Raw genomic sequence first — 25,829 nt, 5'->3', positions numbered from 1 at the left:
GCGCCCGCCCGGGCCGGACATCGGCCGGGAGCAGCCCTTGACGCGGGCCCCGCCCGTTCCGCCGGTCCCACCCATCCCCCGCCGCACCCGCCCCCGTGCGCCCAGCGTCCGTCCTCCCGGCGTCCGTCCTCCCCGCGCCCGCCCACCCCGGGCGTCCGCCGTCCCGGCGCGCCCGGCCTCGGGCCGCCCCGGTCGGGCGAGTCCCGATCGCGCGGGGCCCTGACGGGGTGTGACTGTGGGGGGACGAGGCAGGGGACGGCTCTGCCGTGGACCCGGGTGGATTCGTGGACAGAAGGTACGTGGGCAGGGCCGCGGGGACGCGGGGCGGCCGCCGGCAGGCGCTGGCCGCGGTGGTGCTGGTGGTGGGGGCGTTCGGCGTGGTCGTGGCGTGCGGCTCCTCCGGCTCCGGCGGTTCGACGGCGAGCAGCTCGGCCTTCTCCCCGAACCCGTCGGGCTTCTCCGGCTCACCCCCGTCGGCCCTGTCCTCGTTGGCCTCCTCCGCCAAGTCCGAGGTGTCGTCCGCGGCCGCCTCGCTGTCGGCGGCCGCGTCCTCGTTCGCCGCCTCCGCCTCGGCGGAGGCGAGCCGGGGCCGGGCCGCGGCGGAGTCGGCGCTGGCCACCGCCGCCGGGCGCGGCAACGTCACCTCCGGCGTCACCATCACCGGCGTGCCGAAGGCCAGTTCCGGCGGGCTGAACGCCGCGGTGGTCACGGTGGTGAACACCACCTCCGCGCCGGCCTCGTACGCGGTGCGGGTCAACTTCTCGGACCCCTCCGGCAACGTGGTGGACACCAGTGTCCTCAGCTTCGAGAACGTCGCGCCGGGGGCGACGGCGAAGGAGACCGCGTTCAGCGTCAAGTCGCCCGACCAGGCGCTGGTGCCCACGGTGGCGCAGGCCGAGCGCTACTGAGCGGGGCCGAAGGGTGTCCGGATGCCCCGCAGGGGGCGCCCGGACACCCTTCGGCTACTGCCGAGTAGGGCTGTTTCGGCCGAGTTCATCTGATGCTCGACCGGTGTCTTGAAGGACGTGGATCAGCGCGAGTTGACTACACAACACCTCGTCGCCTGACGAGCCCCCGACAAGACTTCGCGGAGCATCTGATGCCCCAGTCCACGAGCCGCCGCACCCTGCGCCTGGCCGCCGCCGTCTGCACGGCAGCGGCGCTGCTCACCCCGCTGGCCGCCGTCCCCGCCTCCGCGGCCACCGCCGCGAGCGCGCCCCTGACCGCTCCGCCGCTGAACGTGCTGACCTACAACACCTTCCTGATGAGCACCAGCCTGTACCCGAACTGGGGCCAGGACTACCGCGCCAAGGCCATCGCCGGGGCGGACTTCTTCCAGGGCCACGACGTGGTGGTGCTCCAGGAGGCGTTCGACAACGCGGCCTCCGATGCGCTCGCCGCCAAGGCCGCCGCGGCCTACCCGTACCAGACGCCGGTGGTCGGCCGCTCCAAGAGCGGGTGGGACGCCACCAGCGGCAGCTACAGCTCGACCACGCCCGAGGACGGCGGGGTGACGCTGCTCAGCAAGTGGCCGATCCTGCGCAAGGAGCAGTACATCTTCAAGGACGCGTGCGGCGCCGACTGGTGGTCGAACAAGGGCTTCGTGTACGCCGTCCTGAACGTCAACGGCCTGCGCACCCACGTGGTCGGCACCCACCTGCAGTCCACCGACACCGGCTGCTCCAGCGGCGAGCCCGCCACCGTCCGGGCCGCGCAGCTCACCGCGATGCGCGCGTCCTGGACGCCAAGCAGATCCCGGCGAACGAGCCGATCGTGCTGGCCGGCGACCTCAACATCAACTCGCACGACTCCGAGTACCCGGCCCTGCTGGCCAACGGCAACCTCGCGCCCGCCTCCCAGCGAACCGGCTGGACCAACTCCTTCGACACCGTCGACAACTCCATCGCGGCCTACCGCTACCCCGGTGAGCCCAAGGAGGACCTGGACTACGTGCTGTACCGGGCCGACCACGCCCGCCCGCAGCAGTACACCAACCAGGTGTACCGCTTCCACAGCACCCCGTGGACGGTCAGCAGCTGGGGCAAGAGCTACACCTACAACGACCTCTCCGACCACTACCCGGTGATCGCGGGCTGACCCGGCCCACCCCGGTCCCGGGCGGCGCGTCGTACAGGCGCCCGGGACCGATCCGGGGGAGGGTGGTCGTATGGCCTGTCCGCCGACGACCGCGGGAGGTGCGGCGGCGTGATCCTCCACCCCGGGTACCCCGTCGATCCCTGGTGCCTGCGCGAGACTTCGCTGGACCTCGACGTGCTGGCGCAGAGCGAGTCGCTGTTCGCCCTCTCCAACGGTCACCTGGGCTGGCGCGGCACCCTGGACGAGGGCGAGCCGTTCGGCCTGCCCGGCTGCTACCTCAACGGCGTCTTCGAGCAGGTGCCCGGCCGCGAAGACGGCAACGAAGACGGCGACGGCGGGCCCGGCGGGCCCGGCGAGCGGGTGCTCGACGTCCCGGACGGCCGCCTGGTGCGGCTGCTGGTCGACGACGAGCCGTTCGACCTGCGCTACGGCCGGCTGCACCGCCACCGGCGCACCCTCGACCTGCGCACCGGCGTGCTGGAGCGGGACGTCGAGTGGACCGCCCCCTCCGGCCGCACCGTCCGGATCACCACCTCCCGGCTGGTCTCCCTGAGCCAGCGGGCGGTCGGCGCGATCGGCTACCGGGTGGAACCCGTCGACGGCCCCGCCCGGATCGTGCTGCAGTCCGAACTGCTCGCCGCCGACGACGCCCTGGAGCCCGAGGACGCCGCCGCCGACGGCACCCGGCTGCACCTGCTGCACCGCACCCGGCGCAGCGGCCAGCGGATCGCCGTCGCCGCCGAGCACACCGTGGACGGGCCGCCCGGCACCGCCACCGCCGTCGAGTCCGCCCCCCGGCTGGCCCGGCTGACCGTGACCGCCGCGCTCCGGCCCGGCCAGGCACTGCGGCTGGAGAAGCTGGTCGCGCACGGCTGGTCCGCGGTCCGCTCCCGGCACGCCGTACGCAGCCAGGTGGACGCGGCCCTGGCCCGCGCCACGGCGACCGGACGGCAGGCGCTGGCCGAGGAGCAGCGGGCCGTGCTGGCCGGTTTCTGGGGCGGCGCCGACGTCGAGGTGGACGGGGACGCGGAGGTCCAGCAGGCCGTCCGGTTCGCACTGTTCCAGCTGTTCCAGGCGGGCGCCCGGGCCGAGCAGCGGGCCGTCGCCGCGAAGGGGCTGACCGGGCCCGGCCACGACGGGCACTGCTTCTGGGACACCGAGACCCACGTCCTGCCGGTGCTCACCTACACCGCGCCGCAGCTGGTCGCGCAGGCGCTGCGCTGGCGGCACGCCACCCTGCCCGCCGCGCGCCGCCGGGCCCGCCGGCTGGGGCTGGCCGGGGCCGCCTTCCCGTGCCGGACCATCGACGGCGAGGAGTGCGGCTCGCACTGGCCGGCCGGCGCGGCCGCGTTCCACGTCAACGCCGGCATCGCGGACGCGGTGGTGCACTACACGGCCGCCACCGACGACCTGGTGCTGGACCGCGAGGCCGGGCTCGAACTGCTGGTCCACACCGCCCGGCTGTGGCGCTCGCTCGGCCACCACGATCCGGCCGGGGTGTTCCACCTGGACGGGGTGAGCGGGCCGGACGAGTACGGCGGCACCGCCGACGACAACCTGTACACCAACCTGATGGCCCAGCAGAACCTGCGGGCCGCCGCCGACGCCGCCGAGCGCAACGCCGACCTGGCGGTGGCGCTCGGCGTCAGCGACGAGGAGACCGCCGCCTGGCGGGACGCCGCGCTGCACCTGGCGGTGCCGTTCGACGAGCGGCTCGGCGTGCACGAGCAGTCCGCGGGCTTCACCCGGCACCAGCGCTGGGACTTCGCCGCCACCGGGCCCGGCGGGTACCCGCTGCTGCGCCACCACCCGTACTTCCAGCTGCAGCGCCGGCAGGTGGTGCAGCAGCCGGACCTGGTGCTGGCGCTGTTCCGGCGCGGCGAGGCGTTCGGCCCGGAGCAGCGGGCCAGGGACTTCGCCTACTACGAGGAGCTGACCGTCCGGGACTCGCCGATCGCGGCCGGGGTCCAGGCGGTGCTGGCGGCCGAGACCGGGTACCCGGAGCTGGCGTACGACTACCTGGCCGAGACCGCGCTGCTGGACCTCGGCTCCACCGCCCACGACCTGCGCGACGGGCTGCGGCTGGCGGCGCTGGCCGGGACCTGGCTGGCGCTGGTGGCCGGGTTCGGCGGGCTGCGGCACCACGGCGACGTGCTGTCCTTCGCGCCGCGGCTGCCGCCGGGCCTGGCCCGGCTGGCGTTCACCGTCCAGTTCCAGCGGCGGACGCTGCGCGTGGAGGTGACCGCCGACCGAGCCGGGTACACCCTGCTGGAGGGCGCCGAGATCCAGCTGTGGCACCACGGCGAACCGCTGACCCTGACCCGGGACACGCCCGCGCACCGGCCCGTACCGGCGCTGCCCGGGCGGCCCGCCCCCACCCAGCCGGCCGGTCGCCGGCCCCGCAACCGGCGCCGGTCGGCGGACCGCGCCGGCAGACAGGAGTGACCCCAGATGCCCATCGCCACCGTCAACCCGGCCACCGGCGAGCTGTTGGAGGCCTTCACCCCGCTCGACCAGCAGGAGCTGGAGCTGCGCCTGGCCCGCGCCGCGGCCACCTTCGAGGGGTACCGCACGACCGGCTTCGCCGACCGGGCGGCGATGCTGCACCGGGCCGCCGACCTGCTGGACGAGGAGCAGGAGCGGATCGCCCGGACCATGACCACCGAGATGGGCAAGCCGATCGGCTCGGCCCGCGCCGAGGCCGCCAAGTGCGCCAAGGCGATGCGCTGGTACGCCGACCGGGCGCCCGCGCTGTTGGCGGACGAGCACCCCGCGCAGGCCGACGTGGCCGACTCCGGGGCGTCCTCGGTGTACGTGCGCTACCGGCCGCTCGGGGTGGTGCTGGCGGTGATGCCGTGGAACTTCCCGCTCTGGCAGGTGGTCAGGTTCGCGGCCCCCGCCCTGATGGCGGGCAACGTCGGGCTGCTCAAGCACGCCTCGAACGTGCCCCGCACCGCGCTGTTCCTGGAGGAGCTGTTCGTCCGGGCCGGGTTCCCGGAGGGCTGCTTCCAGACCCTGCTGATCGAGTCCGGCGCGGTGGAGGGCGTGGTCCGCGACCCGCGGGTGGCGGCGGTGACGCTGACCGGCAGCGAGGGCGCCGGGCGGGCGGTCGCGGCCGCCGCCGGGGACGAGGTGAAGAAGACGGTGCTGGAACTCGGCGGCAGCGACCCGTTCGTGGTGCTGCCCTCCGCCGACCTCGGGCAGGCCGTCGCCTGGGCGGTGACCGCCCGGGTGCAGAACAACGGCCAGTCCTGCATCGCGGCCAAGCGCTTCATCGTGCACACCGAGGTGTACGACGCGTTCGCCGCCGCCTTCACCGAGCGGATGGGGGCGCTGAAGGTCGGCGACCCGCAGCTGGAGGACACCGAGGTCGGACCGCTGGCGACCCACCAGGGCCGGGCCGACCTGGAGGAGCTGGTGCAGGACGCGGTCACGCTCGGCGCGGTCGCGGAGTGCGGCGGCGAGCGGCCGGCCGGTCTGGACGACGGCTGGTACTACCGGCCGACGGTGCTCAGCGGGGTGACGTCCGCGATGCGGATCCACCACGAGGAGGCGTTCGGCCCGGTCGCCACGCTGTACCGGGCCGGGAGCCTCGACGAGGCGCTGTCGCTGGCCAACGACACCCCGTTCGGGCTGAGTTCCAACGTGTGGACCGCCGACGCCGCCGAACGCGACCGCTGTGTACGCGACCTGCGGGCCGGCGGGGTGTTCTTCAACGGCATGACCGCCTCGCACCCCGCCTTCCCGTTCGGCGGTGTCAAGCGTTCCGGTTACGGCCGGGAGCTGTCGGCCCACGGCATCCGGGAGTTCTGCAACATCACCACCGTCTGGCTGGGGCGCTGAGCGCCCCGCTCACGCCACCGGGTACGGATGCGGCGGCTGCCCCAGCCTGGGGTGGCCGACCGCCCAGCCGGCCGTCAGCACCACCGTGGTCAGCCAGATCGCGCTCATCACGGCCAGCGCCACCGAGTTGTCCAGCTGCACCACGATCAGGGTGGCCCCGATCGCCAGGCCCCACCAGAACGCCAGCGCCAGCACCGGGGTGTGCCGCAGCGCCGTGGTGAACCGCTTGTGCAGCGGAGCGGGCTTGCGGTGTGTCGGGCCGTGGAGCTGTCCGAGGTCGTAGGTCGTAACCATGGCGCCCACCTCCTGGGTCTGCCGCACCTGGTCCGTGCGCCGTCCTGGTGACCACGATAGGTCCGCCCGGGTGATGCGGCGTGCCGAGCCGGGGGCCGGGCGGGTACCGCTCCCCCGTGGAGATCCACCCGATGCTGGCCACCGCGAGCGACCGGCGCGACTTCGACGGCGGCTGGCTGCTGGAACGCAAGCTCGACGGCATCCGGGCGCTCGCCCGGCGGGACGCCGGCGGGGTGCGGCTGCTGTCGCGCACCGGCAAGCCGATTGGCGAGCGCTACCCGGAGCTGGTCGAGGCGCTGGCCGCGCAGCCGGTCCCCGGGTTCACCGTCGACGGCGAGATCGTCGCGCTGTCCGGCGGGGCCACCGGCTTCGCCCGGCTTCAGCAGCGGATGCAGCTGCGCGACCCGCGGGCGGCGACGGCGGCAGGCGTCCAGGTCACCTACTTCCTGTTCGACCTGCTGGACCTGCTCGGCCACGACACCACCGCACTGCCCCTGACCGACCGCAAGGAACTGCTGCGGGAGTCGCTGGTCTACGGCGAGCGCCTGCGCTACACCGAGCACCGGCGGGCCGACGGCCCGGTCCCGCTCGCCGAGGCCTGCGCGCAGGGCTGGGAGGGGCTGATCGCCAAACGGGCCGACAGCCGGTACCTGCCGCGGCGCTCGGCCGACTGGCTGAAGCTCAAGTGCGAGGCCGGTCAGGAGCTGGTCGTCGGCGGCTTCACCGACCCGGCGGGCAGCCGCACCGGGTTCGGCGCGCTGCTGCTCGGCTACCACGAGGGCGGGCAGCTGCGGTACGCCGGGAAGGTCGGCACCGGCTTCGACACCCGCACGCTGCTGGCCCTGCGGGGCGCACTGGACGCGCTGGCGCAGCCGGACAGCCCGTTCGCCGCTCGGGTGCCGGAACGCCGCGCGCACTGGGTGGCGCCGCGGCTGGTGGTGCAGGTCGGCTTCACCGAGTGGACCAGGGACGGGCGGCTGCGCCAGCCCCGCTACCTCGGGCTGCGCCCCGACCGGCCGGCCGCGGAGGTGGTGCGGGAGTACCCGCTGCGGGGGTGACCCGTCCGACGGCGCCCGGGGTGCGCGGGTACCGGGGTCCGCCTAGGTTGCCGCTGGGGGGCGGTCCTACGAGAGGTGGAGACGTCCATGGCAGGGAAGTTCGAGATCTACCAGGATTCCGCGGGCAACCACAGGTTCCGGCTCAAGGCGAGCAACGGGTCCGTCGTGGTGACCGGCGACCCGGAGGAGTCGCTCGAGAAGTGCATGAAGAGCATCGAGTCGCTCCGCAAGCTGGCGCCGTACGCGCAGGTCCAGGAGGTTTCGCAGGCGCAGGCCCTGGCCTGAGCGCCCCGCTCGCCCGTACGGGTGCACCCGGGCCGGCCACCGTCGCGGTGGCCGGCCCGGTGGCGTGCCCGGGGCCGGCCGGCGGCCCGCAGCCGTGCATGGGATCTCCGCGAAAGCCTCACAGCCGGTACCTGTCGGGGCCCGCCGTGCCGTACGTAGGGTCCCTGACAGGTCGCGCACAAAATGCGCGGGCCTTGAGGCGACCCGGAAAGCTGACATGGACCACGGCAGCCCGAACTACTGCGTACCGTGCCGACGGCACCTGAACGGCGCGTTCTCCTGCCCCGGCTGCGGGGCCCCGGCGAGCGACTTCGTCCCGCTGCCGACGGCCGCGCCCGAGGCCGCGCTGCGGCCCGCCGGCCGCGCCAGGCGCCGTACCGGGCGGGGACGCCGGATCGTGCTGATCACGGCGGCGGGGCTGGTGATCGGCGGCGCCGGGGTGGTCGCGCTGGCCGCACCGCAGGACGACGGCGCCGCCCGGCCCGGGAGCGCCCCCACCGAGGAGCACCAGGCCCCGGTCATGCCCAGCCTGTCGCCGGTGGCGGTCTCCGCCCCGCCGAGCCCGTCCGCGACGGCCAGGGCGAGCCGCAGCGCCAGGCCGAGCGCGTCCGCGTCGGCGTCCACCGCCCCGGCCACCGCCACCCGGGGGCCGGCCTCCCCCACCGCGCCGGCGCCCGCGCCGGCGCCCGCGCCGACCACCGCCGCGCCGACCGGCCAGACCCCCACCACTCCGGCCCCCTCACCCACCCGGACCTGCAAGCCCATCCTGTTCTGGTGCAGCTGAGCGGCCGGTGCGGCTGAGCGGCCGCCGAGCAGTTCGGCCGGCACCGGGAGGCGGCTCGGCGCCGGGTCGGCGGGCTCCGCGAGGTAGCGGGCGGAACTCCTGGACCCGGAATGCCTCGTACCGCTCAGGCCGGTGCCCGTACCGGCGGCGCAGGCCGCCGGCGGCGGCGTCGCGCAGCCACCCGTCGAAGAGTCCGGCGTCCGTGCGCACCCCGCGCGGCCGGAGGCGGTCGGCCAGGACCCGGCGGCCCTCGCCGGCGGCGGGTCGGTCGTGGATCCTGCGCCGGGCGACGGTCCCGGGCGCTCCTCGGAGCGCGCGGCGGCGGCGTTCGGTTGCGGGCGTCCTCGCGCGGACCGCGCCGGGATGCGTGCGCGCACGCCGTGGTGTCCTGCATGCTGTCCGCAACGGACCGCGACGGGCGGTACCGCGACAGGGGGCGTGTGTGACAACGAGTCAGCCGGCCGGCGGCGACGGCCGTGACCTGCTCGCGGCGGCCGGTGTGCTGTTCACCGACGAGCGCGGGCGGCTGCTGGTGGTGCGGGTGTCGTACGCCGCCGAGCACCCGGTGGAGATCCCGGGCGGCGGCTGGGAGGAGGCGGACGGCTCGCCGCGCGAGACCGCCCGGCGCGAGATCGAGGAGGAGCTCGGCATCACCCCCCGGCTCGGGCCGCTCGCCTGCCTGGACTGGTCGCTGGACGGCGACCGCCCGCCGATCGCCGCGTTCCTCTACTGGGCGGACCCGCTGACCGCGGCGCAGCTGGCGGCGGTCCGGCTGGAGGAGCGGGAGCTGGGCTGGTACGGGTACCTGGCGCCGGAGCCGGCCGCGTCCGCGCTGCCGCCGCTGCTGTCGCGGCGGGTGACGGCCTGTCTGCGGGCGCCGCGGTCCGCCGGGCCGCTGGAGCTGGAGGTCGGGCACCCGGCCGGGCACACCAGGGCCCACCTCGCCCCGGCGCCGCCCGCGCCGTACACCGGCGTGGCCGCCCTGCCCGGGCCGGGCGCCGTACTGCGGCCGGCGCCCGCGCCGCCGATGGACCGGGAGACCTACCTGGCGACCCGGCCGAGGATCCGGGCGAAGGCGCGGATGCTGTTCACCGATCCCGAGGGGCGGATCCTGCTGGTCCGGCTGCGGCCGCGGGCGGGCGACCTCGGGCCGTACTGGGTGCTGCCCGGCGGCAGTGTGGAGGCGGACCGGGAGCTGCCCCGGCAGGCGGCCCGCCGGGAGATCATCGAGGAGCTGGGCTGGGAGTGCGAGGTGGGCCGCCTGCTGGCGCTGGACTGGGTGCCCGCCGAGGCGGACCGGCCGGGTGACCGGGCGCGGCTGGTGCACGTCTACGACGGCGGCACGCTCGCCGCCGGGCGGCTCGCCACCGCCCGGCTGCAGCCCGCCGAGCTGGCCGAGGCCCGGATGTTCACACCGGACGGGGCCCGCGAGGTGCTCCCCGCGCCGTCCTGGGCGCGGATCGCCGGGGCGCTGGCCGCCCGGGCCGGCGACGGCGGACCGGCCGAGCTGGTCCAGGGGGTGCCGGCCGCGCGCTGAGCGGCGGCCCCCGCGGCGGCCGCCCGGGGGCGGACAACGGACCCGGGTGACCGGGCGGCGAGGAGGCGGAGGCCATGGCGGCGGATCCGATCGAGGGCGCATTGTGCGGGCACCGGGTGGAGAGCGTCGAGGGCGGCTACCGGCTGAGGGTGGGCCTGACCGGCGGGCTGGCGGTGACGGTGGACAACGACTTCCGGCTGACCGGGCCGCACGAGGTCGAGCACTTCTACCCCGGCCTGACCATGGCCCCGGCCGGCGGCCTCGCCGCGCTGGTCGGCGCGGTGGTCACGGCCGTCCGGGTCAGCCAGGCCGGCCGCCTGGAGGTGGACTTCGACACCGGCCGGACGCTGGCCGTGCCGCCCGAACCCGGGCCCGGCGGGCCGGTCGTGGCCTGGCGGGTGAGCGGTCCGGGCGGTGCGCTGTTCACCTCGGTGCCGGGCGGCTATCTGAGCGGCTGAACCGCCGGTGACGGCCGGTGCGTTCCGGGTCCGGCGCCGCCGCGCCGTCATCCGAACAGGTGCGGGCCGACCGTCCCGGCTTCCCCCTGCCGCGCGGACAGGACAGGATGTCCGTCGACACCCACCGCCGCGCGGTCCCGACCGTGCGGTATCCCGACCGGAAGGCCGCCGTTTTGGCAACCGACTACGACGCCCCGCGCAACAACAACGAGGAATCGGACGACAGCATCGAGGAACTGAAGAGCCGGCGCAACGACAAGTCGACCGGGCAGGTCGACGCGGACTTCGAGGCGGTCGAGGGGCTGGAGCTGCCCGGCGCCGACCTGTCCGGCGAGGAGCTGGTCGTCCAGGTGCTGCCGGAGCAGCAGGACGAGTTCACCTGCGCCACCTGCTTCATGGTGCACCACCGCAGCCAGCTGGCGGGCAAGGACTCCCAGGGCCGGCCGATCTGCAAGGACTGCGCGTCCTGATCCGGCGCCCGCGAGGGCCGGGCCATGGTCGGTGTCCCTGATCATGGCCCCCGGGCCCGCTCCCCGGCGCCGCGCGGTCAGGGCCCGGGCGGCGGCGGGACGGCGGCCAGGACCTCCCGGGCCAGTGCCACCGGGTCCCCCGTGGGGGTGAGCGGGTAGCCGCCGTGCTGACGGGTCCAGGCGTCGTCCACGGCGAACCAGTCGACCGGCGCCGGGTCGCGGCCCGCCGTCAGCGCCGCGTCCAGGCCGGCGAAGTACCCGGCCCAGCGCGGGGCGTAGAGCGTGGACACCAGCCCCGACCACTCCCGGTTGGCGTAGTCGTGCACGCCTTCCTCGCTGGGCCCGCGCCCGGCCCAGGTGGTGAGGATGGTCCGGGCGTCGTACTCCAGCTGGTCCCGTTCGGCGTCGGTGGCGCCCCAGGAACGGGCGGCCGCCAGCCACGGGCCGAGCAGGAGGCGGGCGTCGGAGCCGGCCACCCGGTCCAGCAGCGCCGCGTCGGCCGCCCACTCGGCGGTCAGGCGGCGGAAGGCCGGCCGGTCCTTCGCCCGGTAGGCGCCGGCGATCAGCGGCAGCAGCGTGCGGCTGCGGTCGGCGAGCGTCTGGCGGGCCGTGTTGACCAGGTCGAAGCGGTAGGCGTCGGTGGCCTGCCGCCCGGGGGCGGCCTGGAGCAGTTCGGCGAGCGCGGTGCGGACGGTCTGCGGGCGGTAGCGAAGCGCGGGCGGGCTCCAGGTCGCGGCGGTGGCCGCCGCGAGGTCGGGGCGGGCCGCGAAGAGCCCGTCCTGCGGCTCGCTCCAGGTCCCCGGGGGCAGGCTGTACGGGCCGAGGCGCAGCTGTTCCCAGGCCGCGGCGGCGTGCGGGTCGGGGCCGCCGTAGCGCCGGGCGGCGTACCGGGCGAACCAGTCCCGCTGGTCGATCCCGTCGGGCTCCCAGGCGAGTTGGGTGAACAGGTCGAAGGCCGCCGGGTCGGTGCCGGTGCCCTCGGGCAGGTAGGCGATACCGCGCATGGCGCTGCCGGGGCGGTCGCGCCACTGCCGGAAGCGGGTGGTCCAGGTCGCGGTGTTGGCGCCGATGGCGGTGTGCCCGCCGAAGTTGTGGATGGTGCCGAAGGCGTACGGGGTGCCGGCCCAGCTGCTCTCGCGGTCCAGGCCGTCGTAGCGGTCGGACAGTCCGTCGACGACCAGCATCCGGGTCCGGTCCACGCCGTCGAGCAGGGCCGCGGTGGGGTTGTCCTGCCAGCCGAGGATCGCCCAGAGCGCTCCCGGGTGGGCCGTCTGCAGGGCGCGCTGGACGGCCCCGGCGGCGGCGCCGACGTCGACCCCGCCGGGGTTGCCGCCCTCGTGCAGCAGGTCCATCTTGTACATCGCGCTGTCGCCGAACTCGGCCCGCTGGGCGGCGTAGTAGGCGGCGGCCACGTCGGCGAACAGCGGGGTCCGCGGGTCGAGCCAGTCGGGCCGGGCAAAACCGACCCAGCTGCCCTGGGGGACGGTGACGGCGGTGGGGTTGCGGTCGGTGAAGCCCGGCGGGACGGTCCCGAAGTAGCCGGGCAGCACCGGGGTCATGCCGAGTTCCCGGAGCTGGTCGGCGATCCGCCGGCCGAGCGCGGCGCGGTCGGCGGCCAGGTGCGCGGGGACGGGCCCGCCGAAGCCGCTCATGTTCTGCAGCAGCCACCAGCTCTGGTGCGCGGGTGCGGGGATCCAGGCGCGCAGCTCGGCCTCGGTGTAGCCGAACCGGCGGAAGGTCTCGAGGTAGGGCTGCTCGGCGCCGGTCTGGACGAAGACCTCGTTGACGCCGTGCAGGGCCAGCACGTCGATCTCGTGCTGCCGGGCGGCGAAGTCGCGGTAGGCGCCGGAGTAGCCGTCGTCGGTGTCGTTGAGGGCGTAGCGGTGGGCGACGGCGGCGCTGCGGGTGACCGGCTGCGGCACGGCGGGCAGGGTGGCGGGGAGTGCGGCGAGGCTGTCGCCGGGCAGGCCGATGTCGATGCCCGCCACCTCGCGCAGGTACCAGCCGGCGCCGGCCAGCAGGGTGGCCGGGGAGGTCCCGCGGACCTCGACCGCGCCGGCCCGGCCGAGGACGGTGAAGGTGTCGGTGCCGGCGTCCCGGGCGACGGGGGTGAGGGTGAACTGGTCGGCGGCGGCCGCGGGCAGCAGCCGGTGGAGGCTGGCGACGGCCGCGGCGGGGTCGAAGGCGGGTTCCGCGCGGGCGGCCGCCGGGGCGGTGCTCAGGGTGGCGGCGGTCAGGGCCGTGGTTGCGGCCCAGGCCGCCCAGCGTCTCCTCATGGGGATCCCCTCGGCCGATCCGACGTCCCGGTCCGGCCGTCGGCAGGGCGGGCGTCTTCGCAGGTCACGGCCGCCGTGCCGGGGTCCGGCCGGTCCCATCGCAGCAGCGGCACCCGGGGCCGGTCAAGGACATCCGGGCCGCTGTCGGCCGATCGGGCCAACCGGGGACGGCCGGGCGGGAGGTGAGCCGCGTCACCCCGGCCGCGGTGGGCGGCCCTCGGCCGCCGGGGGCAATCACGGCCACGGGGAGCCGAGTTGACCGGCGGGGGGACGGTTCGGCCGGGCGGGCCGGCGGAAATCGGGTGTCGGCCGTGGAGCGCGGTTCGCTAGCGTGGCCGTGAAGATCCACAAGGGGAGCAGCAGATGGTGGTAGCAGTATCCGGTCCCACGCGCGGCGGGCGGCGGCGGACGGCCGGGCGGGGCCTGGTGGCGGCGGCGGTCCTGGCGGGTGCGGTGGCCTGTGCGGGCGACGGCACCGGCGGGTCGGCGTCGGCCTCGGGCAAGGCACCGGAGGTCTTCGGTGCGGCCGGCTACCGGGGCCTGACGCCGGGCCAGTCGAAGGACGCGGCGCTGGCGAGCGGTGCGTTGCAGGCCGCGCCGGTGTCGACGCTCGGCGGCTGCACGGACTTCTCGTACCAGGGCGGGCCCGCGCCGGACCCGGCCCGGATGGCGGCGGAGACCGCTGCCGAGACCAAGTCGAAGGACCTGAACGCCAAGGCCGACGAGGCCGGCGCCAAGGCCGAGCAGGGCAAGGCCGGCCCGGGTGCCTCGGCCCGGGAGTACGCGGACGACGCCGGCCGGCAGGCCGAGGCGGCCCGGCTGTACGCCGACGCGACGCAGGCCATCGTCGACGAGATGAAGGTCCGTGAGGCCCGCGACGCGGCGTTCGCGGCGGCGGGCGGCGCGTCCTTCGGGAAGGACGGCCTGCGGGAGCTGGCCGCGCCGGCCGGGGCCCGTACGGCCGAGGGCGTCGGCGCGGGCTCCACGCTGGAGGAGCTGAAGCAGGCGTACGGCTCGCGCGGTCTGGAGCTGCGCAAGGACGGCCGGTACCAGGTGTCGGCCCAGGGCCCGGCGGGCTGGATGCTGGAGTTCACCGTCGCGGACGGCAAGGTCGGCTCGGTGACGCTGGTCAACCGCGACCTGAAGTGCGTCTGAGCGGACCCCCGGCACTCCCGGCGCCGCCGCCGGGGATCCCTGCGTGACCGAATCGTCCCTCTCTGCGGGAACCTGTCCGCCCGTTCCGGCGTGTATACGGCTGGAACCGGCAAGAGGGGTGTCATTCGGGTGGAACGGAACAACAGGGTCCTGGCGGTGGCGCTGCTCGGCGGCGCGCTGGTGCTGACCACGGCGTGCGGCGGCGGCAGCGGAAGCGGATCGGGCGGGGCGGCGGCGTCCGAGCAGAAGACCTCGGCGGCGGCGGTGACCATCGAGCCGGGCAACGGCGCGACGGACGTCAAGCCGACCGGCGCGCTCAAGGTTGCGGTGGCGAACGGCAAGCTGACCGAGGTGAAGGTCACCGGACCGGACGGCAAGGAGGTCCCCGGGGCGATAGCCGCCGACGGCCTGGGCTGGGTGCCGTCGGCCGGACTCGCGGTGTCGACCGCGTACCGGGTGAGCGCCAAGGCCACCGACGCCAAGGGCCTGGCGGCCACTGCGGAGAGCAGCTTCACCACGCTGACGCCCAAGGCGGGCGCGGGCCCGCAGGACAACATCGCCGACGGCCAGACCTACGGCACCGGCATGATCGTCTCACTGACCTTCAAGAAGGCCGTGAAGGACCGGGCGGCGGTGGAGCAGGCCGTCAGCTTCGAGACCTCCGACGGCAGCGTGGTCAAGGGCCACTGGTTCAACGACACCCGGATCGACTTCCGGCCGCAGACGTTCTGGAAGTCCCAGACCAAGGTGGTCGCGCACTACCGCCTCAAGAGCGTGGAGACCGCGCCCGGCGTGTACGGCGAGGTCGACAGCGACCAGACCTTCACCATCGGCCGTTCGCGGATCAGCACCGCGGACGCCGCCTCCCACCAGATGGTGGTCGAGGAGGAGGGCAAGCCCGCGGAGACCATCCCGATCAGCGCCGGCGCCTCCTCCCCCGCCTCGCAGAACACCTTCAACGGCACCATGGTGATCATGGCGAAGGAGGGCACCACCGTGATGGACTCCTCCACCGTCGTCAACCACGAGGGCCCCGACTACAAGGTCAAGATGCCGCACGCGCTGCGGCTCACCCCGACCGGCACCTACGTCCACGGCAAGTACGCGCCGGACAACCCGTTCGGCAGCCGCAACACCAGCCACGGCTGCGTGGGCCTGCAGGACGGCTCCGCGGAGGACGGCGACGACGGCTCGGTGGCGGGCCGGTTCTACGCCGCCTCGCTGATCGGCGACGTGGTGACGGTGAAGAACTCGGTCGGCCAGCAGGTCGACCCGGCCAACGGCCTCAGCGGCTGGAACATCGCCTGGGACAAGTGGTGACCACCCGCCCGGATCCGGCACGGCCGGCCCCGGCGGGCCTACCGTGGCGGTAGCACCCCGCGCCCGCACGTCGAGAGGCAGCACGATGCACGAGAGCCACAGCATGGTCTTCGTGACCTTCGGATCCACCGAGGCCGCCCGCCGGGCGTACCACGAGATCAAGGAGGTGCACGGCGTCCGGCAGGCCGCCGTGATGGAGCGGTCGGCCGAGGGCCTGCTGGACGTACCGGAGAGCTGGGTGCGCGGCGCGGGCACGGCGACGGTGCTCAGCGGTGTGGTCGGCGGGCTGGTCGGGCTGATCGGCGGGCCGATCGGGGTGTTCCTCGGCTGGGGCGCGGGCACCGCACTGGGCGGCGGCGCGGAGTACAAGCGGCTCAGCGACTCGGCCGAGGGCCTGCTGGTCTTCAGCCGTGGCCTGGCCGACAGCACCAGCATGCTGATCGCCGAGCTGACCGAGACCTCGCCCGACGCGGTGGACGCCATCGCCGCCCGGCACGGCGGCCGGCTGGTGCGCCGCCCCGCCGACGAGGTGGAGGCCGAGGTGCGGGCGGCCCAGGAGGAGGCCGAGGAGTCGCTGCGGGCGGAGCACGACCGGCAGGACTGACGGCCGGGCCGACGGCCGAGCGGTCAGCGGCGGCCGCGGCTCACCACGCCACGTCCGAGAGCCGGACGAACCGCTGGCCCGCGTCGAGCAGCTCCGGCAGCGCCGCGGCCACCCCGCGGGCGGTGCCGCTGCCGGGGTGGTTCATGTGCGCCAGCACGATCGAGCCGGGCCCGGCCGCGGCGACCGTGCGCCGGACCTGTTCGGCGCCGAACGTGGCGCCGCCGTCGCCGTTGACGGTGAAGCCGGCGATCCGCGCTCCCAGCGCGGTCACCACCTGCGCGGCCACGTCGTCGTAGTAGGCGGTGCCGGAGCGGAAGAACGCGGGCGGGCGGCCGAGCAGTTCGGTGAGCCCTTCCTGGTTGCCGGCCACCTCGTCGTAGACCTCGCCGACGTCACGGGTGCCCGCGATGTCGTACGCCGAGCGGCCGGTCACCGACAGCGGCCGGTGCCGGGTGCCGTGGTTGCCGATCTCGAACAGCCGGTCGGCGGCGAGGTCCCGGAAGAGCTCGGGATTGGCCTCCACCCAGCGGGAGTTGAGGAACAGCGTGGCGGGCACCTGCCGGGCCCGGAGAGTGTCGATCAGCGCCTCGTCGTACCCCGATCCGCCGGGGCCGCCGCACGCGTCGAAGGTCAGCGCGATGGCCCGTTCGCCCTCGGGCAGCTCGGTGACGGCGCCCGGCGGGTCGAAGCCCCAGCTGCGCGGCGACTCGCCGGACAGGCGCTCGACCAGCTCGGCGCGGCCGGGCAGGACCGCCGGGACGGCCCGGGCCGCCTGCTCCGCGGCCTGCGCGGCGGAGGGCGCGGCGGACGGTCCCGTCGACGGCTCCGGGGCCGGCGCCGCCGCGGGGGCCGGGGCCGGCGGCGCGGCGGGGGCCGGGGCCGGCGGCGCGGACGGCTGTGGCCGCGGCGCCGCGGAACGGCGGGAGATCCCGCACCCGGAGACGGCGCTGCCGGCCAGCGCGGCCAGTACCACCCGACGAGCCAACGACATGCGGACCTCCGTGCCACCGGGACGACAGCGTTCTGACCCACCGTAGGCACGAGCAGCCCGATCGAGCCCGGGAAGGGTCGCCCCCGCACCGCCGTTCGGGTTCCGGTCGACCGCCCGCCGCCGCGGGCGGCCCGGTCCCCGTCCGGCACGGCGTCAGGCGGCCCCGTCCGCCGCGGAGCGGCCGTGTGCCGCTCCGGGAGCCGGCGGAACGCGCGGGCGCGCAGGCCGCCCGCACGGCTGTCGCCGGGCCGGTCCGGTCCGGTCCACCGGGCACGCCCCCCGTGCTGCCCGTCAACGCGTCCACGGGCGGCGGCCGGCGCCCGGCGCCGCGGGCCGCGCGGGTCACCCGGGGGGTGTCGGCAGCCGGACGATCGCCACCATCGCGGCGTCGTCGCCGAGGCGGCCGCCGGTGTGCGCCGCCAGGTCCTGGCAGAGCAGCCGCAGCAGCTGCCCGGGGTCGTCGGCCGGCCAGCCGGCCAGCCGTTCGGCGAGCGGGTAGAAGCGCCCGCCCGCGTCCCGGGCCTCCACCACGCCGTCGGTGTACAGCAGCACGGTGTCGCCGGGCTCGAACGGGAAGGACTCCAGGCCCAGCCCCCGCTCGGCCATGGCCGCCAGGCCCAGCGGCGGGGCCGGCTGCCGCGCCTCCAGCGCGACCACCCGGCCGCCGCGCAACAGCAGCGGCGGCGGGTGGCCGCAGTCGACCAGGCTCAGTACGGGCCTGCCGTCCGGGATGTCGATCAGCACCGCGGTGGTGAAGGACTCCTGCCGCTCCGGGTCGTCCCCGGTCTCCTCCACGTCGCCGGAGACGGTGCTGTCCAGGAAGTCGACCAGCCGGGTCAGTTCGACCCGGCGGTGGGCGGCGGCCCGGAACGCGCCGAGCACCAGGGCGGCGTCCCCGATCGCCCCGAGCCCCTTGCCCCGGACGTCGCCCACGATGAACCGGGTCGCCCGGCCGGAGCGCACCGCCGCGTACAGGTCGCCGCCGATCTGCGCCTCGGCCTCGGCCGCCACGTAGACCGAGGCGATCCGCAGCGGCCCCATCCGGGGCGGGATCGGGCGCAGCACCACCTGCTGCGCGGCCTCGGCGACCGAGCGCAGCTGGGTCATCTCCTTCTCGTGCTGCTCGCGCAGGTACGCGAAGAGCGTCACCAGCGCGGAGATCACGGCGAGCGCGGTGATCTGGACGGTGTGGTTGAGGTCGAGCAGGGTGGTCCGGGCGGCGGCGACCGTCGCCTGGGCGAGGACGGCGAGCGCGCCGATGAAGCCGGTGGTCCTGGGGCCGGCGAAGGAGGCGGTGATCGCGGGCGCGGCGACCAGGAACGGCCCGAGGTGGACCTCCGGCGGGGCGAGGATGTCGCCGACGCAGACCAGCACGATCAGGAGCAGCGGGATGACGACCAAGGCCCGCGAGGCCCGGCCGGGCCTGCGGATCGCCTCGGCACGTGCCCGGATGTCCATGTCTCCTGGATACACCCCGCCCTGGGGAGGCGCTGGCGAAGGGAGCCGCGGGGGGCGTCCCGGGCGCGCCGCGAGCGGTGCTCACCCGGTCGGCGCAGGCGCGGCCCGAGGTCCACCGGTTCGGCCGTATCGACCTCCCGGTCGGGGGAGGGCGTTGGTAGGAAGATGCCAAGAGACCGATTTGTCGGTCTTGTCGTGCCTTCGCAAGGAGGAGGCGTCCCATGGCTTCGACACCGACGACCACCGAGGCGACATCCCGATCCACCGGCCCGCCGGCCGGGGACGAGGAGCCGGTGGTCCACATCCTCTGGATCAACGCGGGGCTGAGCTGTGACGGTGACTCCGTCTCGCTCACCGCGGCGACCCAGCCCTCCATCGAGGAGATCGTCCTCGGCGTGCTGCCCGGCCTGCCGAAGATCGCCGTCCACTGGCCGCTGATCGACTTCGAGTGCGGTCCGGTGCAGGGCGCGGACAACTTCGTGGAGTGGTTCTTCAAGGCCGACCGCGGCGAGCTGGAGCCCTTCGTGCTGGTGGTCGAGGGGTCCATCCCGAACGAGTCCATCAAGGCCGAGGGCTACTGGTGCGGTTTCGGCGACAACCCGGAGACCGGCCAGCCGATCACCACCAGCGAGTGGGTGGACCGGCTCGCCCCCAAGGCCACCGGGGTGATCGCGATCGGCACCTGCGCGACGTACGGCGGCATCCACGCGATGGCGGGCAACCCGACCGGCGCGATGGGCCTGCCCGACTACCTGGGCTGGGACTGGAAGTCCAAGGCCGGGCTGCCGATCGTCTGCGTGCCGGGCTGCCCGATCCAGCCGGACAACTTCTCCGAGACGCTGGTCTACCTGCTCCACCAGCTGGCCGGCGCCGCGCCGATGATCCCGCTGGACGACAAGCTCCGCCCGACCTGGCTGTTCGGCGCGACCGTGCACGAGGGCTGCGACCGGGCCGGCTACTACGAGCAGGGGCAGTTCGCCTCGGAGTACGGCACGCCGGAGTGCCTGGTGCGGATCGGCTGCTGGGGCCCGGTGGTGAAGTGCAACGTCCCCAAGCGCGGCTGGATCAACGGGGTGGGCGGCTGTCCGAACGTGGGCGGCATCTGCATCGCCTGCACCATGCCCGGCTTCCCGGACAAGTTCATGCCGTTCATGGACGAGCCGCCGGGCGCCAAGGTGTCCAGCTCCGCGAGCGCCGCGTACGGCTCGGTGATCCGCCGGCTGCGCTCGATCACCTCGCACACGGTGGACCAGGAACCGAAGTGGCGGCACACCGGCCGCAAGCTCGCCACGGGCTACAAGCCGCCCTGGTGACCGCCGGCCGCCCGGTCCGGGGCCGCGCCCGCCCGCTGCGGCGGCCGCGGCCCCGCTCCGGTCGGCCGGCCCGCTCCCCGCAGAACTCTGCGCGGACCCCCGCAAGACCCGCGGGCGGTCCGCAGACCCCTCCGCAGACCTTCAGAAGGGCACGACACACGCCATGACGACAACAGCCCCGCGGCCGGGCGGCAACGACGGCCTGGTGGAGATGAGCTGGGACCCGATCACCCGGATCGTGGGCAGCCTCGGCATCCACACCAAGATCGACTTCAAGCAGAAGAAGGTCGCCGAGTGCTACAGCACCTCGTCGGTCTTCCGCGGCTACAGCGTGTTCATGCGCGGCAAGGACCCGCGCGACGCGCACTTCATCACCAGCCGGATCTGCGGCATCTGCGGCGACAACCACGCCACCTGCTCGGTGTACGCGCAGAACATGGCGTACGGGGTGAAGCCGCCGCACCTGGGCGAGTGGATCATCAACCTCGGCGAGGCCGCCGAGTACATGTTCGACCACAACATCTTCCAGGAGAACCTGGTCGGGGTCGACTACTGCGAGAAGATGGTCCGCGAGACCAACCCCGGGGTGCTGGAGAAGGCCGAGCGCACCGAGGCGCCGCACGCCGCCGAGCACGGCTACAAGACCATCGCCGACATCATGCGCTCGCTCAACCCGATCGAGGGCGAGTTCTACCGCGAGGCGCTCCAGGTCTCCCGCTACACCCGGGAGATGTTCTGCCTGATGGAGGGCCGCCACGTGCACCCCTCCACGCTCTACCCGGGCGGCGTCGGCACGGTGGCCACGGTGCAGCTGTTCACCGACTACCTGAGCCGGCTGATGCGCTACGTCGAGTTCATGAAGCGGGTGGTGCCGCTCCACGACGACCTGTTCGACTTCTTCTACGAGGCGCTGCCGGGCTACGAGGAGGTCGGCCGGCGCCGGATCCTGCTCGGCTGCTGGGGTTCGCTCAACGACCCGGACCACTGCGACTTCACGTACCGCAACATGACCGACTGGGGCCGGCGGATGTTCGTCACCCCGGGCGTGGTGGTCGACGGCAAGCTGGTCACCAACGACCTCACCCAGATCAACCTCGGCATCCGGATCCTGCTCGGCTCCTCGTACTACCAGGACTGGGAGGGCAAGGAGCAGTTCGTCACCCACGACCCGCTCGGCAACCCGGTCGACCCGCGCCACCCGTGGAACCAGCACACCATCCCGCAGCCGCAGAAGCGCAACTTCGACGACAAGTACAGCTGGGTGATGTCCCCGCGCTGGTTCGACGGCAAGGACCACCTGGCGCTGGACACCGGCGGCGGCCCGATCGCCCGGCTGTGGTCGACCGCGCTCTCCGGCCTGGTCGACATCGGCTACATCAAGGCCACCGGGCACAGCGTGGTGATCAACCTGCCGCGGACCCTGACCAAGCCGGAGACCACCTTCGAGTGGAAGATCCCGAAGTGGTCCAACGCGCTGGAGCGCAACCGGGCCCGCACCTACTTCCAGGCCTACGCCGCGGCCGCCGCGCTGCACTTCGCCGAGAAGGCGCTGGCCGAGGTCCGCGCCGGGCGCACCCAGACCTGGGAGAAGTTCGAGGTGCCGGACGAGTCGATCGGCTGCGGCTTCACCGAGGCGGTGCGCGGCGTCCTGTCGCACCACATGGTGATCCGCGACGGCAAGATCGCCAACTACCACCCGTACCCGCCGACCCCGTGGAACGCCAGCGTCCGGGACAGCTACGGCACCCCCGGGCCGTACGAGGACGCGGTGCAGAACACCCCGATCTTCGAGGAGAACTCCCCGGAGAACTTCAAGGGCATCGACATCATGCGGGCGGTGCGCAGCTTCGACCCCTGTCTGCCCTGCGGTGTCCACATGTACCTGGGCGACGGCAAGTCCCTGCAGAAGATGCACGTGCCGACCGGCCTGAGCGGGATGACCGGGTGAGCGCGCCGACCGGGGAGGCGGCCGGGCGGCGGGTCGAGGAGATCCTCGACCGCCTCGCCGCCGAAGGCGACCCGAAGGCGGCGGCCGCCGCCGAGGAGCTCGTCCGGGTGCTGATGGACTTCTACGGCGCGGGCCTGGCCCGGGCGGTGGAACTGCTGTCGGCGGGCGCGCACGACCCCGACCGGCCGGCCGCCGGACCGCTGGCGGAGCTGCTGGACGATCAGCTGGTCGCGGGGCTGCTGGTGCTGCACGACCTGCACCCCGAGGACACCGTCGGCCGGCTCGAGCGGGCGGTGCGGCAGGTGCCCGGGGCGGCGCTGGCCTCCTTCGACCCCGCCTCCGGTGTGCTGCGGGTCCGGGTGGAGAACTCCGGCTCCGGCTGCGGGTGTTCGGGCGGCGCGGACGGCGGGCGCGCGGCGGTGGCCGAGCTGGTCGCGGTGTTCGCGCCGGAGGTGACCGCCGTCGAGCTGGAACCGGCCGGGCCCAAGGAGCCCGCCCTGCTGCAGATCGGGCTCCGGCCGGGGCTGCAGCCCGCGGAGGCCCGGTGAGCGCGCCCGCCCGCGGACTGCGCCGCTTCCGGGCGCCCGCACCGCCGCAGCCCGAGCGCTGCGAGCTGTGCGCCGCCGTGCTGGCGGAGCGTCACCGGCACCTGGTCCGCACCGGGAGCCGGACCCTGACCTGCGCCTGCGTGCCCTGCGCCCTGCTGTTCGAGCAGCCGGGCGCGGGGCGGGGCGACTACCGGGCGGTCCCCGACCGGTACCTCGCCGACCCGGGCCACGAGCTGGACGCGGCGGCCTGGGAGCGGCTGCAGATCCCGGTCGGCACCGCGTTCTTCTTCCGCAACGCCGAGCTGGACCGGCTGGTGGCGCTCTACCCCAGCCCCGCCGGGGCCACCGAGAGCGAGCTGGACCCGGCGGCCTGGCAGGCCGTCCTGGGCTCCAGCCCGCTGGCGGCGCTGCTGCAGCCGGACGTCGAGGCGCTGCTGGTGCACCGGTCCGAGGAGCGCAGCGAGTGCTTCCTGGTACCGGTCGACGTCTGCTACGAGCTGGTCGGCCGGATGCGGCTGACCTGGCAGGGCTTCGACGGCGGGGCCGAGGCGCGGGCCGAGCTCGCCGCCTTCTTCGACAGCGTCCGGGCCCGCGCCCGGGCCGTACGGACCGAGGAGCCGGTGTGACCGAACTGGGTTTCCGCTGCACCGGGGTACGGGCCGACCCGTACGCGGCCGGGCCGACCCTGGTGTTCCGGCTGCGGATCACCGCGTCCGGGGGCGCCCGGGTGCACGCCCTGGCGCTGCGCTGCCAGCTGCGGATCGAACCCGCCCGGCGGCGCTACGAGGCCGGGGAGCAGGCCGCGCTGGCGGACCTGTTCGGCGAGCCGGCCCGCTGGGGCAGCTCACTCAACCCGGTGCAGTTCGCGCAGGTCTCGCTGACCGTGCCGGGCTTCACCGGGGAGACCGAGGCCGAGCTGGCCGTGCCGTGCAGCTACGACCTCGACCTCGCGGCGACCCGCTACTTCGACGCGCTGGCCGGGGGCGAGGCTCCGCTGCTGCTGCTGTTCTCCGGCACCGCGTTCACCGGCGAGGGCGGCTTCCGGGTCGAGCCGGTGCCCTGGGACCGGGAGGCCCGGTGCGGCCTGCCCGCCGAGGTCTGGCGGGAGATGGTCGACCAGCACTTCCCCGGCTGCGGGTGGATCCGGCTGCCGCGCGAGGACCTGGCGGCGCTGCTGGCCTACCGCTCCCGCAACGCGCTGCCGTCCTGGGAGGCGACCGTCCGGTCGCTGCTGGCCGCGCAGGCCGTCCCCGCCGTCGAAGGGAGTGTGCTGTGACCGCCACCGCCGAGGTCGACTCCGCGCCGTTCGAGGTCGCGCGGCGGATCGCCGACGCCGTGCTGTTCGAGGGGTACGTGCTGTACCCGTACCGGGCGTCGGCGGCCAAGAACCGGCTGCGCTGGCAGTTCGGCGTGCTGGTGCCGCCGGCCTTCGAGGAGGTCGGCGGCGAGCACTCCTGGCAGCGCACCGAGCTGCTGCTGGAGCCCAAGGCGGGCGCGCGGCTCACCGTCGAGCTGCGCTTCCTGCACGCGGTGCGGCGCACCGTCCAGGAGCTGCGGCCGGACGGTTCCACGCCGACCGTCGCCGCGCTGGAGCTGCCCGACCGGGTGCTGGTGCCCTGGGACGAGGGCGTCGAGGAGCGGGTCCGGCTGTCCTTCCCGGTGTCCGAGCTGCTGGGCGAGGGCGTGACCGTGCCGTTCAACCGGCCGGCCGCGACCGAGACCGAGCTGGTGTCGGCGGACGGCCGCCCGGTGGGCCGGCTCAGCCGGCGCCGGGAACGGCTGGAGGGGGCGCTGCGGCTGGCGGCGGCCGACCTGCCGGGCCCCTACCCGCTGCTGCGGCTGACCGCCGAGGTGCTCAACACCAGCGCTTGGGAGCCGGCCGCCGGCTCGGCCGACCGCGAGGCGGCGCTACCCAGATCGCTGGTCGCCGCCCACCTGCTGCTGGGCCTGGACAGCGGGTCCTTCCTGTCGATGACCGACCCGCCGCAGTGGGCCGCGGGCGCCGTCGCCGACTGCCGCAACCTGCGGACCTGGCCGGTGCTGGCGGGTGCGGACGGGCGGGCCGACGTGGTGCTCTCCTCGCCGATCATCCTGGAGGACCACCCGAAGATCGCACCGGAGAGCCCGGGCGGCTTCTACGACGCCACCGAGATCGACGAGATCCTCGCCCTGCGCACCGCCGCGCTGACCGACGAGGAGAAGCGCGAGGCCCGCGGCACCGACGAGCGGGCCGGCGCGGTGATCGACCTGGCGGACTCGCTGCCGCCCGAGGTGATGGACCGGCTGCACGGCGCCGTCCGCGCGCTGCGCGAGGTCACCGGTGACGGCACCGGCCCCGACACCCCGTGGTGGGACCCGGGCGGCGACCGGTCGGTCGACCCCGGCACCGACCGCGTCCTGATCGACGGCCAGCACGTCGGCGCCGGCAGCCGGGTGGTGCTGCGGCCCGGACGGCGCCGCACCGACGCCCAGGACCTGTTCCTGCAGGGCCGCACCGCACTGGTAGAGGCCGTCCTGCACGACGTCGACGGCACCGTGCACCTCGCCGTCACGGTGGAGGGCGACCCCGGCGCCGACCTGTGGCGAGAGCAGGGCCGGTTCCTGTACTTCCAGCCGGACGAGGTCGCACCCGCCCCGGAGGTGGCACCGTGAGCGCAGCCGTACCGAAGGGCCGGGTGCTGGTCGCCGGGGTCGGGAACATCTTCCTCGGCGACGACGGCTTCGGAGTCGAGGTGGTCCGGCGGCTGTCCGCGCTGGCCCTGCCCGACCACGTCGAACTGGTGGACACCGGCGTCCGCGGCGTCCACCTCGCCTACCAGCTGCTCGAGGGCTACCGCACCGTGGTGCTGGTGGACGCCACCGCCCGCGGCTGCGAGCCCGGCACGGTCTACCTGATCGAGGCCCGGCTGCCGGAGCCGGAGGAGCGGCCCGCTGTCATGGACGGGCACCGGATGACCCCGGACGCGGTGCTCGCCGTCCTCGGCACGCTCACCTCCGGGCTCGGCCGCAGCGGGCCCGAGCGGGTGCTGGTGGTCGGGTGCGAGCCGCAGTCCCTGGAGGAGGGGATGGGGCTCAGCCCGGTGGTCGAGGCCTCCGTCGACGAGGCCGTCCAGGTCGTGCTCGGCCTGGTGGAGGAGGCCGGCCGGCCGGCGGCCGCGCTGGGAACCCGATGAGAGAGGAATGCCCGACCATGAGCAAGTTCCTGTTCCGTGCGGCGGCGCTGGCCACCGTGGTCGCCGTCGTCAAGCTGACCCTGCCGGACATCAAGCGCTATCTGCGGATCCAGCAGATGTGAGCCGCGTCCCGCTGGGGCAAACGGAGTAGCCCGGCCCGGGGGCCCGAGTGGCGCGGGGGGAGGACAGGGCAACAGAAAAGTAAGGGTCCCCGCAG

General features: G+C 75.0%; 25 protein-coding genes and 1 pseudogene. 21 read left to right on the top strand and 5 right to left on the bottom strand.

Translation table 11 applies throughout. The features are described from left to right. Positions 1 to 284: 284 nt before the first annotated feature. The 4 genes and pseudogenes from AC2TEW_RS32230 (at position 285) to AC2TEW_RS32215 (ending at position 5,940) form a co-directional block, all read left to right on the top strand. Positions 285 to 908 carry a hypothetical protein gene (locus AC2TEW_RS32230; protein WP_484626823.1) on the top strand — a complete coding sequence of 208 codons (624 nt, stop codon included), beginning with the start codon at positions 285 to 287 and terminating at the stop codon, positions 906 to 908. A 92-nt stretch (positions 909 to 1,000) separates the two neighbouring features. Further along, positions 1,001 to 2,097, top strand: a pseudogene (gene sph, locus AC2TEW_RS32225) (sphingomyelin phosphodiesterase). A 108-nt stretch (positions 2,098 to 2,205) separates the two neighbouring features. Then, entirely contained in the window at positions 2,206 to 4,542 is a 2,337-nt protein-coding gene (locus AC2TEW_RS32220) for a glycoside hydrolase family 65 protein (protein WP_484626822.1), read from the top strand. Positions 4,543 to 4,548: 6 nt separating this feature from the next. After that, on the top strand, positions 4,549 to 5,940 hold the full coding sequence (locus AC2TEW_RS32215) for an NADP-dependent succinic semialdehyde dehydrogenase (protein WP_484626821.1): 1,392 nt from the start codon (positions 4,549 to 4,551) through the stop codon (positions 5,938 to 5,940). A gap of 9 nt (positions 5,941 to 5,949) precedes the next feature. Here AC2TEW_RS32215 and AC2TEW_RS32210 read toward each other — a convergent pair whose 3' ends face one another. Then, positions 5,950 to 6,234, bottom strand: a complete 285-nt coding sequence (locus tag AC2TEW_RS32210) for a hypothetical protein (protein WP_484626820.1) — start codon at positions 6,232 to 6,234, stop codon at positions 5,950 to 5,952. 131 nt (positions 6,235 to 6,365) lie between these two features. Between AC2TEW_RS32210 and ligD the strand changes: the two genes are divergently transcribed. The 3 genes from ligD (at position 6,366) to AC2TEW_RS32195 (ending at position 8,361) form a co-directional block, all read left to right on the top strand. Beyond that, a complete protein-coding gene (gene ligD, locus AC2TEW_RS32205) occupies positions 6,366 to 7,292 on the top strand; it encodes a non-homologous end-joining DNA ligase (RefSeq protein WP_484626841.1) in 927 nt (308 codons plus the stop codon). Positions 7,293 to 7,379: 87 nt separating this feature from the next. Next, entirely contained in the window at positions 7,380 to 7,577 is a 198-nt protein-coding gene (locus AC2TEW_RS32200; RefSeq protein WP_033818501.1) for a YegP family protein, read from the top strand. 217 nt (positions 7,578 to 7,794) lie between these two features. Then, complete coding sequence (locus tag AC2TEW_RS32195; protein WP_484626819.1) at positions 7,795 to 8,361, top strand: hypothetical protein; 567 nt, start codon at positions 7,795 to 7,797, stop codon at positions 8,359 to 8,361. Here the strand turns inward: AC2TEW_RS32195 and AC2TEW_RS32190 are convergent. After that, on the bottom strand, positions 8,317 to 8,766 hold the full coding sequence (locus AC2TEW_RS32190) for a DUF488 family protein, N3 subclade (RefSeq protein ID WP_484626818.1): 450 nt from the start codon (positions 8,764 to 8,766) through the stop codon (positions 8,317 to 8,319). The genes AC2TEW_RS32195 and AC2TEW_RS32190 overlap by 45 nt on opposite strands. 37 nt (positions 8,767 to 8,803) lie before the next feature. On the opposite strand from AC2TEW_RS32190, the gene AC2TEW_RS32185 reads away from it, so the two are divergent. The 3 genes from AC2TEW_RS32185 to AC2TEW_RS32175 all read left to right on the top strand — a co-directional run bounded on the left by AC2TEW_RS32185 (position 8,804) and on the right by AC2TEW_RS32175 (position 10,826). Next, entirely contained in the window at positions 8,804 to 9,898 is a 1,095-nt protein-coding gene (locus tag AC2TEW_RS32185) for an NUDIX hydrolase (protein WP_484626817.1), read from the top strand. Positions 9,899 to 9,972: 74 nt separating this feature from the next. Next, a complete protein-coding gene (locus AC2TEW_RS32180) occupies positions 9,973 to 10,356 on the top strand; it encodes a DUF6188 family protein (RefSeq protein WP_484626816.1) in 384 nt (127 codons plus the stop codon). Between the two features lie 173 nt (positions 10,357 to 10,529). After that, entirely contained in the window at positions 10,530 to 10,826 is a 297-nt protein-coding gene (locus AC2TEW_RS32175) for a DUF4193 domain-containing protein (protein ID WP_033821340.1), read from the top strand. A gap of 77 nt (positions 10,827 to 10,903) precedes the next feature. Here the strand turns inward: AC2TEW_RS32175 and AC2TEW_RS32170 are convergent, their stop codons facing one another. After that, positions 10,904 to 13,102 carry an alpha-N-acetylglucosaminidase gene (locus AC2TEW_RS32170; protein WP_484626815.1) on the bottom strand — a complete coding sequence of 733 codons (2,199 nt, stop codon included), beginning with the start codon at positions 13,100 to 13,102 and terminating at the stop codon, positions 10,904 to 10,906. Between the two features lie 363 nt (positions 13,103 to 13,465). On the opposite strand from AC2TEW_RS32170, the gene AC2TEW_RS32165 reads away from it, so the two are divergent. From AC2TEW_RS32165 to AC2TEW_RS32155, 3 genes are all read left to right on the top strand, one after another. After that, positions 13,466 to 14,257, top strand: coding sequence for a hypothetical protein (locus AC2TEW_RS32165; protein WP_484626814.1), 792 nt, complete (start codon positions 13,466 to 13,468; stop codon positions 14,255 to 14,257). Positions 14,258 to 14,386: 129 nt separating this feature from the next. Continuing rightward, positions 14,387 to 15,577 (top strand): L,D-transpeptidase, encoded by a 1,191-nt coding sequence (locus AC2TEW_RS32160; protein WP_484626813.1) that lies wholly within the window; start codon positions 14,387 to 14,389, stop codon positions 15,575 to 15,577. Positions 15,578 to 15,662: 85 nt separating this feature from the next. Next, positions 15,663 to 16,181 (top strand): histidine kinase, encoded by a 519-nt coding sequence (locus AC2TEW_RS32155; RefSeq protein WP_484626812.1) that lies wholly within the window; start codon positions 15,663 to 15,665, stop codon positions 16,179 to 16,181. 40 nt (positions 16,182 to 16,221) lie between these two features. Here the strand turns inward: AC2TEW_RS32155 and AC2TEW_RS32150 are convergent, their stop codons facing one another. Together AC2TEW_RS32150 and AC2TEW_RS32145 are read right to left on the bottom strand one after the other, a co-directional pair. Then, the gene (locus tag AC2TEW_RS32150) at positions 16,222 to 17,172 is read right to left on the bottom strand and encodes a polysaccharide deacetylase family protein (RefSeq protein WP_484626811.1); all 951 of its coding nucleotides are present in this window, start codon (positions 17,170 to 17,172) and stop codon (positions 16,222 to 16,224) included. Positions 17,173 to 17,514: 342 nt separating this feature from the next. Beyond that, complete coding sequence (locus tag AC2TEW_RS32145) at positions 17,515 to 18,630, bottom strand: PP2C family protein-serine/threonine phosphatase (protein WP_484626810.1); 1,116 nt, start codon at positions 18,628 to 18,630, stop codon at positions 17,515 to 17,517. A gap of 221 nt (positions 18,631 to 18,851) precedes the next feature. Here AC2TEW_RS32145 and AC2TEW_RS32140 point away from each other — a divergent pair, with 221 nt between their 5' ends. The 8 genes from AC2TEW_RS32140 to AC2TEW_RS32105 all read left to right on the top strand — a co-directional run bounded on the left by AC2TEW_RS32140 (position 18,852) and on the right by AC2TEW_RS32105 (position 25,734). Continuing rightward, a complete protein-coding gene (locus tag AC2TEW_RS32140; protein ID WP_484626809.1) occupies positions 18,852 to 19,943 on the top strand; it encodes an NADH-quinone oxidoreductase subunit B family protein in 1,092 nt (363 codons plus the stop codon). A gap of 163 nt (positions 19,944 to 20,106) precedes the next feature. Beyond that, positions 20,107 to 21,891 carry a nickel-dependent hydrogenase large subunit gene (locus AC2TEW_RS32135; protein WP_033820023.1) on the top strand — a complete coding sequence of 595 codons (1,785 nt, stop codon included), beginning with the start codon at positions 20,107 to 20,109 and terminating at the stop codon, positions 21,889 to 21,891. Further along, complete coding sequence (locus tag AC2TEW_RS32130; protein ID WP_484626808.1) at positions 21,888 to 22,439, top strand: NifU-related iron-sulfur-binding protein; 552 nt, start codon at positions 21,888 to 21,890, stop codon at positions 22,437 to 22,439. Before AC2TEW_RS32135 ends, AC2TEW_RS32130 begins: the two co-directional genes overlap by 4 nt. Further along, complete coding sequence (locus AC2TEW_RS32125) at positions 22,436 to 23,065, top strand: DUF5947 family protein (RefSeq protein WP_484626807.1); 630 nt, start codon at positions 22,436 to 22,438, stop codon at positions 23,063 to 23,065. The genes AC2TEW_RS32130 and AC2TEW_RS32125 overlap by 4 nt, the downstream gene beginning before the upstream one ends. Next, positions 23,062 to 23,715, top strand: coding sequence for a DUF6084 family protein (locus AC2TEW_RS32120; protein WP_484626806.1), 654 nt, complete (start codon positions 23,062 to 23,064; stop codon positions 23,713 to 23,715). Before AC2TEW_RS32125 ends, AC2TEW_RS32120 begins: the two co-directional genes overlap by 4 nt. Beyond that, the gene (locus AC2TEW_RS32115; RefSeq protein WP_484626805.1) at positions 23,712 to 25,091 is read left to right on the top strand and encodes a hypothetical protein; all 1,380 of its coding nucleotides are present in this window, start codon (positions 23,712 to 23,714) and stop codon (positions 25,089 to 25,091) included. The genes AC2TEW_RS32120 and AC2TEW_RS32115 overlap by 4 nt, the downstream gene beginning before the upstream one ends. Beyond that, a complete protein-coding gene (locus tag AC2TEW_RS32110) occupies positions 25,088 to 25,612 on the top strand; it encodes a hydrogenase maturation protease (RefSeq protein ID WP_484626804.1) in 525 nt (174 codons plus the stop codon). Before AC2TEW_RS32115 ends, AC2TEW_RS32110 begins: the two co-directional genes overlap by 4 nt. A 17-nt stretch (positions 25,613 to 25,629) precedes the next feature. Beyond that, the gene (locus AC2TEW_RS32105; RefSeq protein ID WP_484626803.1) at positions 25,630 to 25,734 is read left to right on the top strand and encodes a DUF6893 family small protein; all 105 of its coding nucleotides are present in this window, start codon (positions 25,630 to 25,632) and stop codon (positions 25,732 to 25,734) included. The last annotated feature ends 95 nt before the right edge of the window (positions 25,735 to 25,829 follow it).

Source organism: Kitasatospora sp. NEAU-CNBT7 (assembly GCF_057220535.1).
Note: the sequence above shows the minus strand (reverse complement) of the source record. Positions and strands in the feature narration are given on the sequence as shown.

Bases quoted from the DNA above. Each gene is read 5' to 3' on its own strand.
- AC2TEW_RS32215 (WP_484626821.1), top strand. From the start codon at position 4,549: ATGCCCATCGCCACCGTCAACCCGGCCACCGGCGAGCTGTTGGAGGCC.
- AC2TEW_RS32165 (WP_484626814.1), top strand. From the start codon at position 13,466: ATGGTGGTAGCAGTATCCGGTCCCACGCGCGGCGGGCGGCGGCGGACG.
- AC2TEW_RS32105 (WP_484626803.1), top strand. From the start codon at position 25,630: ATGAGCAAGTTCCTGTTCCGTGCGGCGGCGCTGGCCACCGTGGTCGCC.
- AC2TEW_RS32155 (WP_484626812.1), top strand. From the start codon at position 15,663: ATGCACGAGAGCCACAGCATGGTCTTCGTGACCTTCGGATCCACCGAG.
- AC2TEW_RS32135 (WP_033820023.1), top strand. From the start codon at position 20,107: ATGACGACAACAGCCCCGCGGCCGGGCGGCAACGACGGCCTGGTGGAG.
- AC2TEW_RS32180 (WP_484626816.1), top strand. From the start codon at position 9,973: ATGGCGGCGGATCCGATCGAGGGCGCATTGTGCGGGCACCGGGTGGAG.
- ligD (WP_484626841.1), top strand. From the start codon at position 6,366: ATGCTGGCCACCGCGAGCGACCGGCGCGACTTCGACGGCGGCTGGCTG.
- AC2TEW_RS32200 (WP_033818501.1), top strand. From the start codon at position 7,380: ATGGCAGGGAAGTTCGAGATCTACCAGGATTCCGCGGGCAACCACAGG.
- AC2TEW_RS32210 (WP_484626820.1), bottom strand. From the start codon at position 6,234: ATGGTTACGACCTACGACCTCGGACAGCTCCACGGCCCGACACACCGC.
- AC2TEW_RS32195 (WP_484626819.1), top strand. From the start codon at position 7,795: ATGGACCACGGCAGCCCGAACTACTGCGTACCGTGCCGACGGCACCTG.
- AC2TEW_RS32150 (WP_484626811.1), bottom strand. From the start codon at position 17,172: ATGTCGTTGGCTCGTCGGGTGGTACTGGCCGCGCTGGCCGGCAGCGCC.
- AC2TEW_RS32170 (WP_484626815.1), bottom strand. From the start codon at position 13,102: ATGAGGAGACGCTGGGCGGCCTGGGCCGCAACCACGGCCCTGACCGCC.
- AC2TEW_RS32140 (WP_484626809.1), top strand. From the start codon at position 18,852: ATGGCTTCGACACCGACGACCACCGAGGCGACATCCCGATCCACCGGC.
- AC2TEW_RS32145 (WP_484626810.1), bottom strand. From the start codon at position 18,630: ATGGACATCCGGGCACGTGCCGAGGCGATCCGCAGGCCCGGCCGGGCC.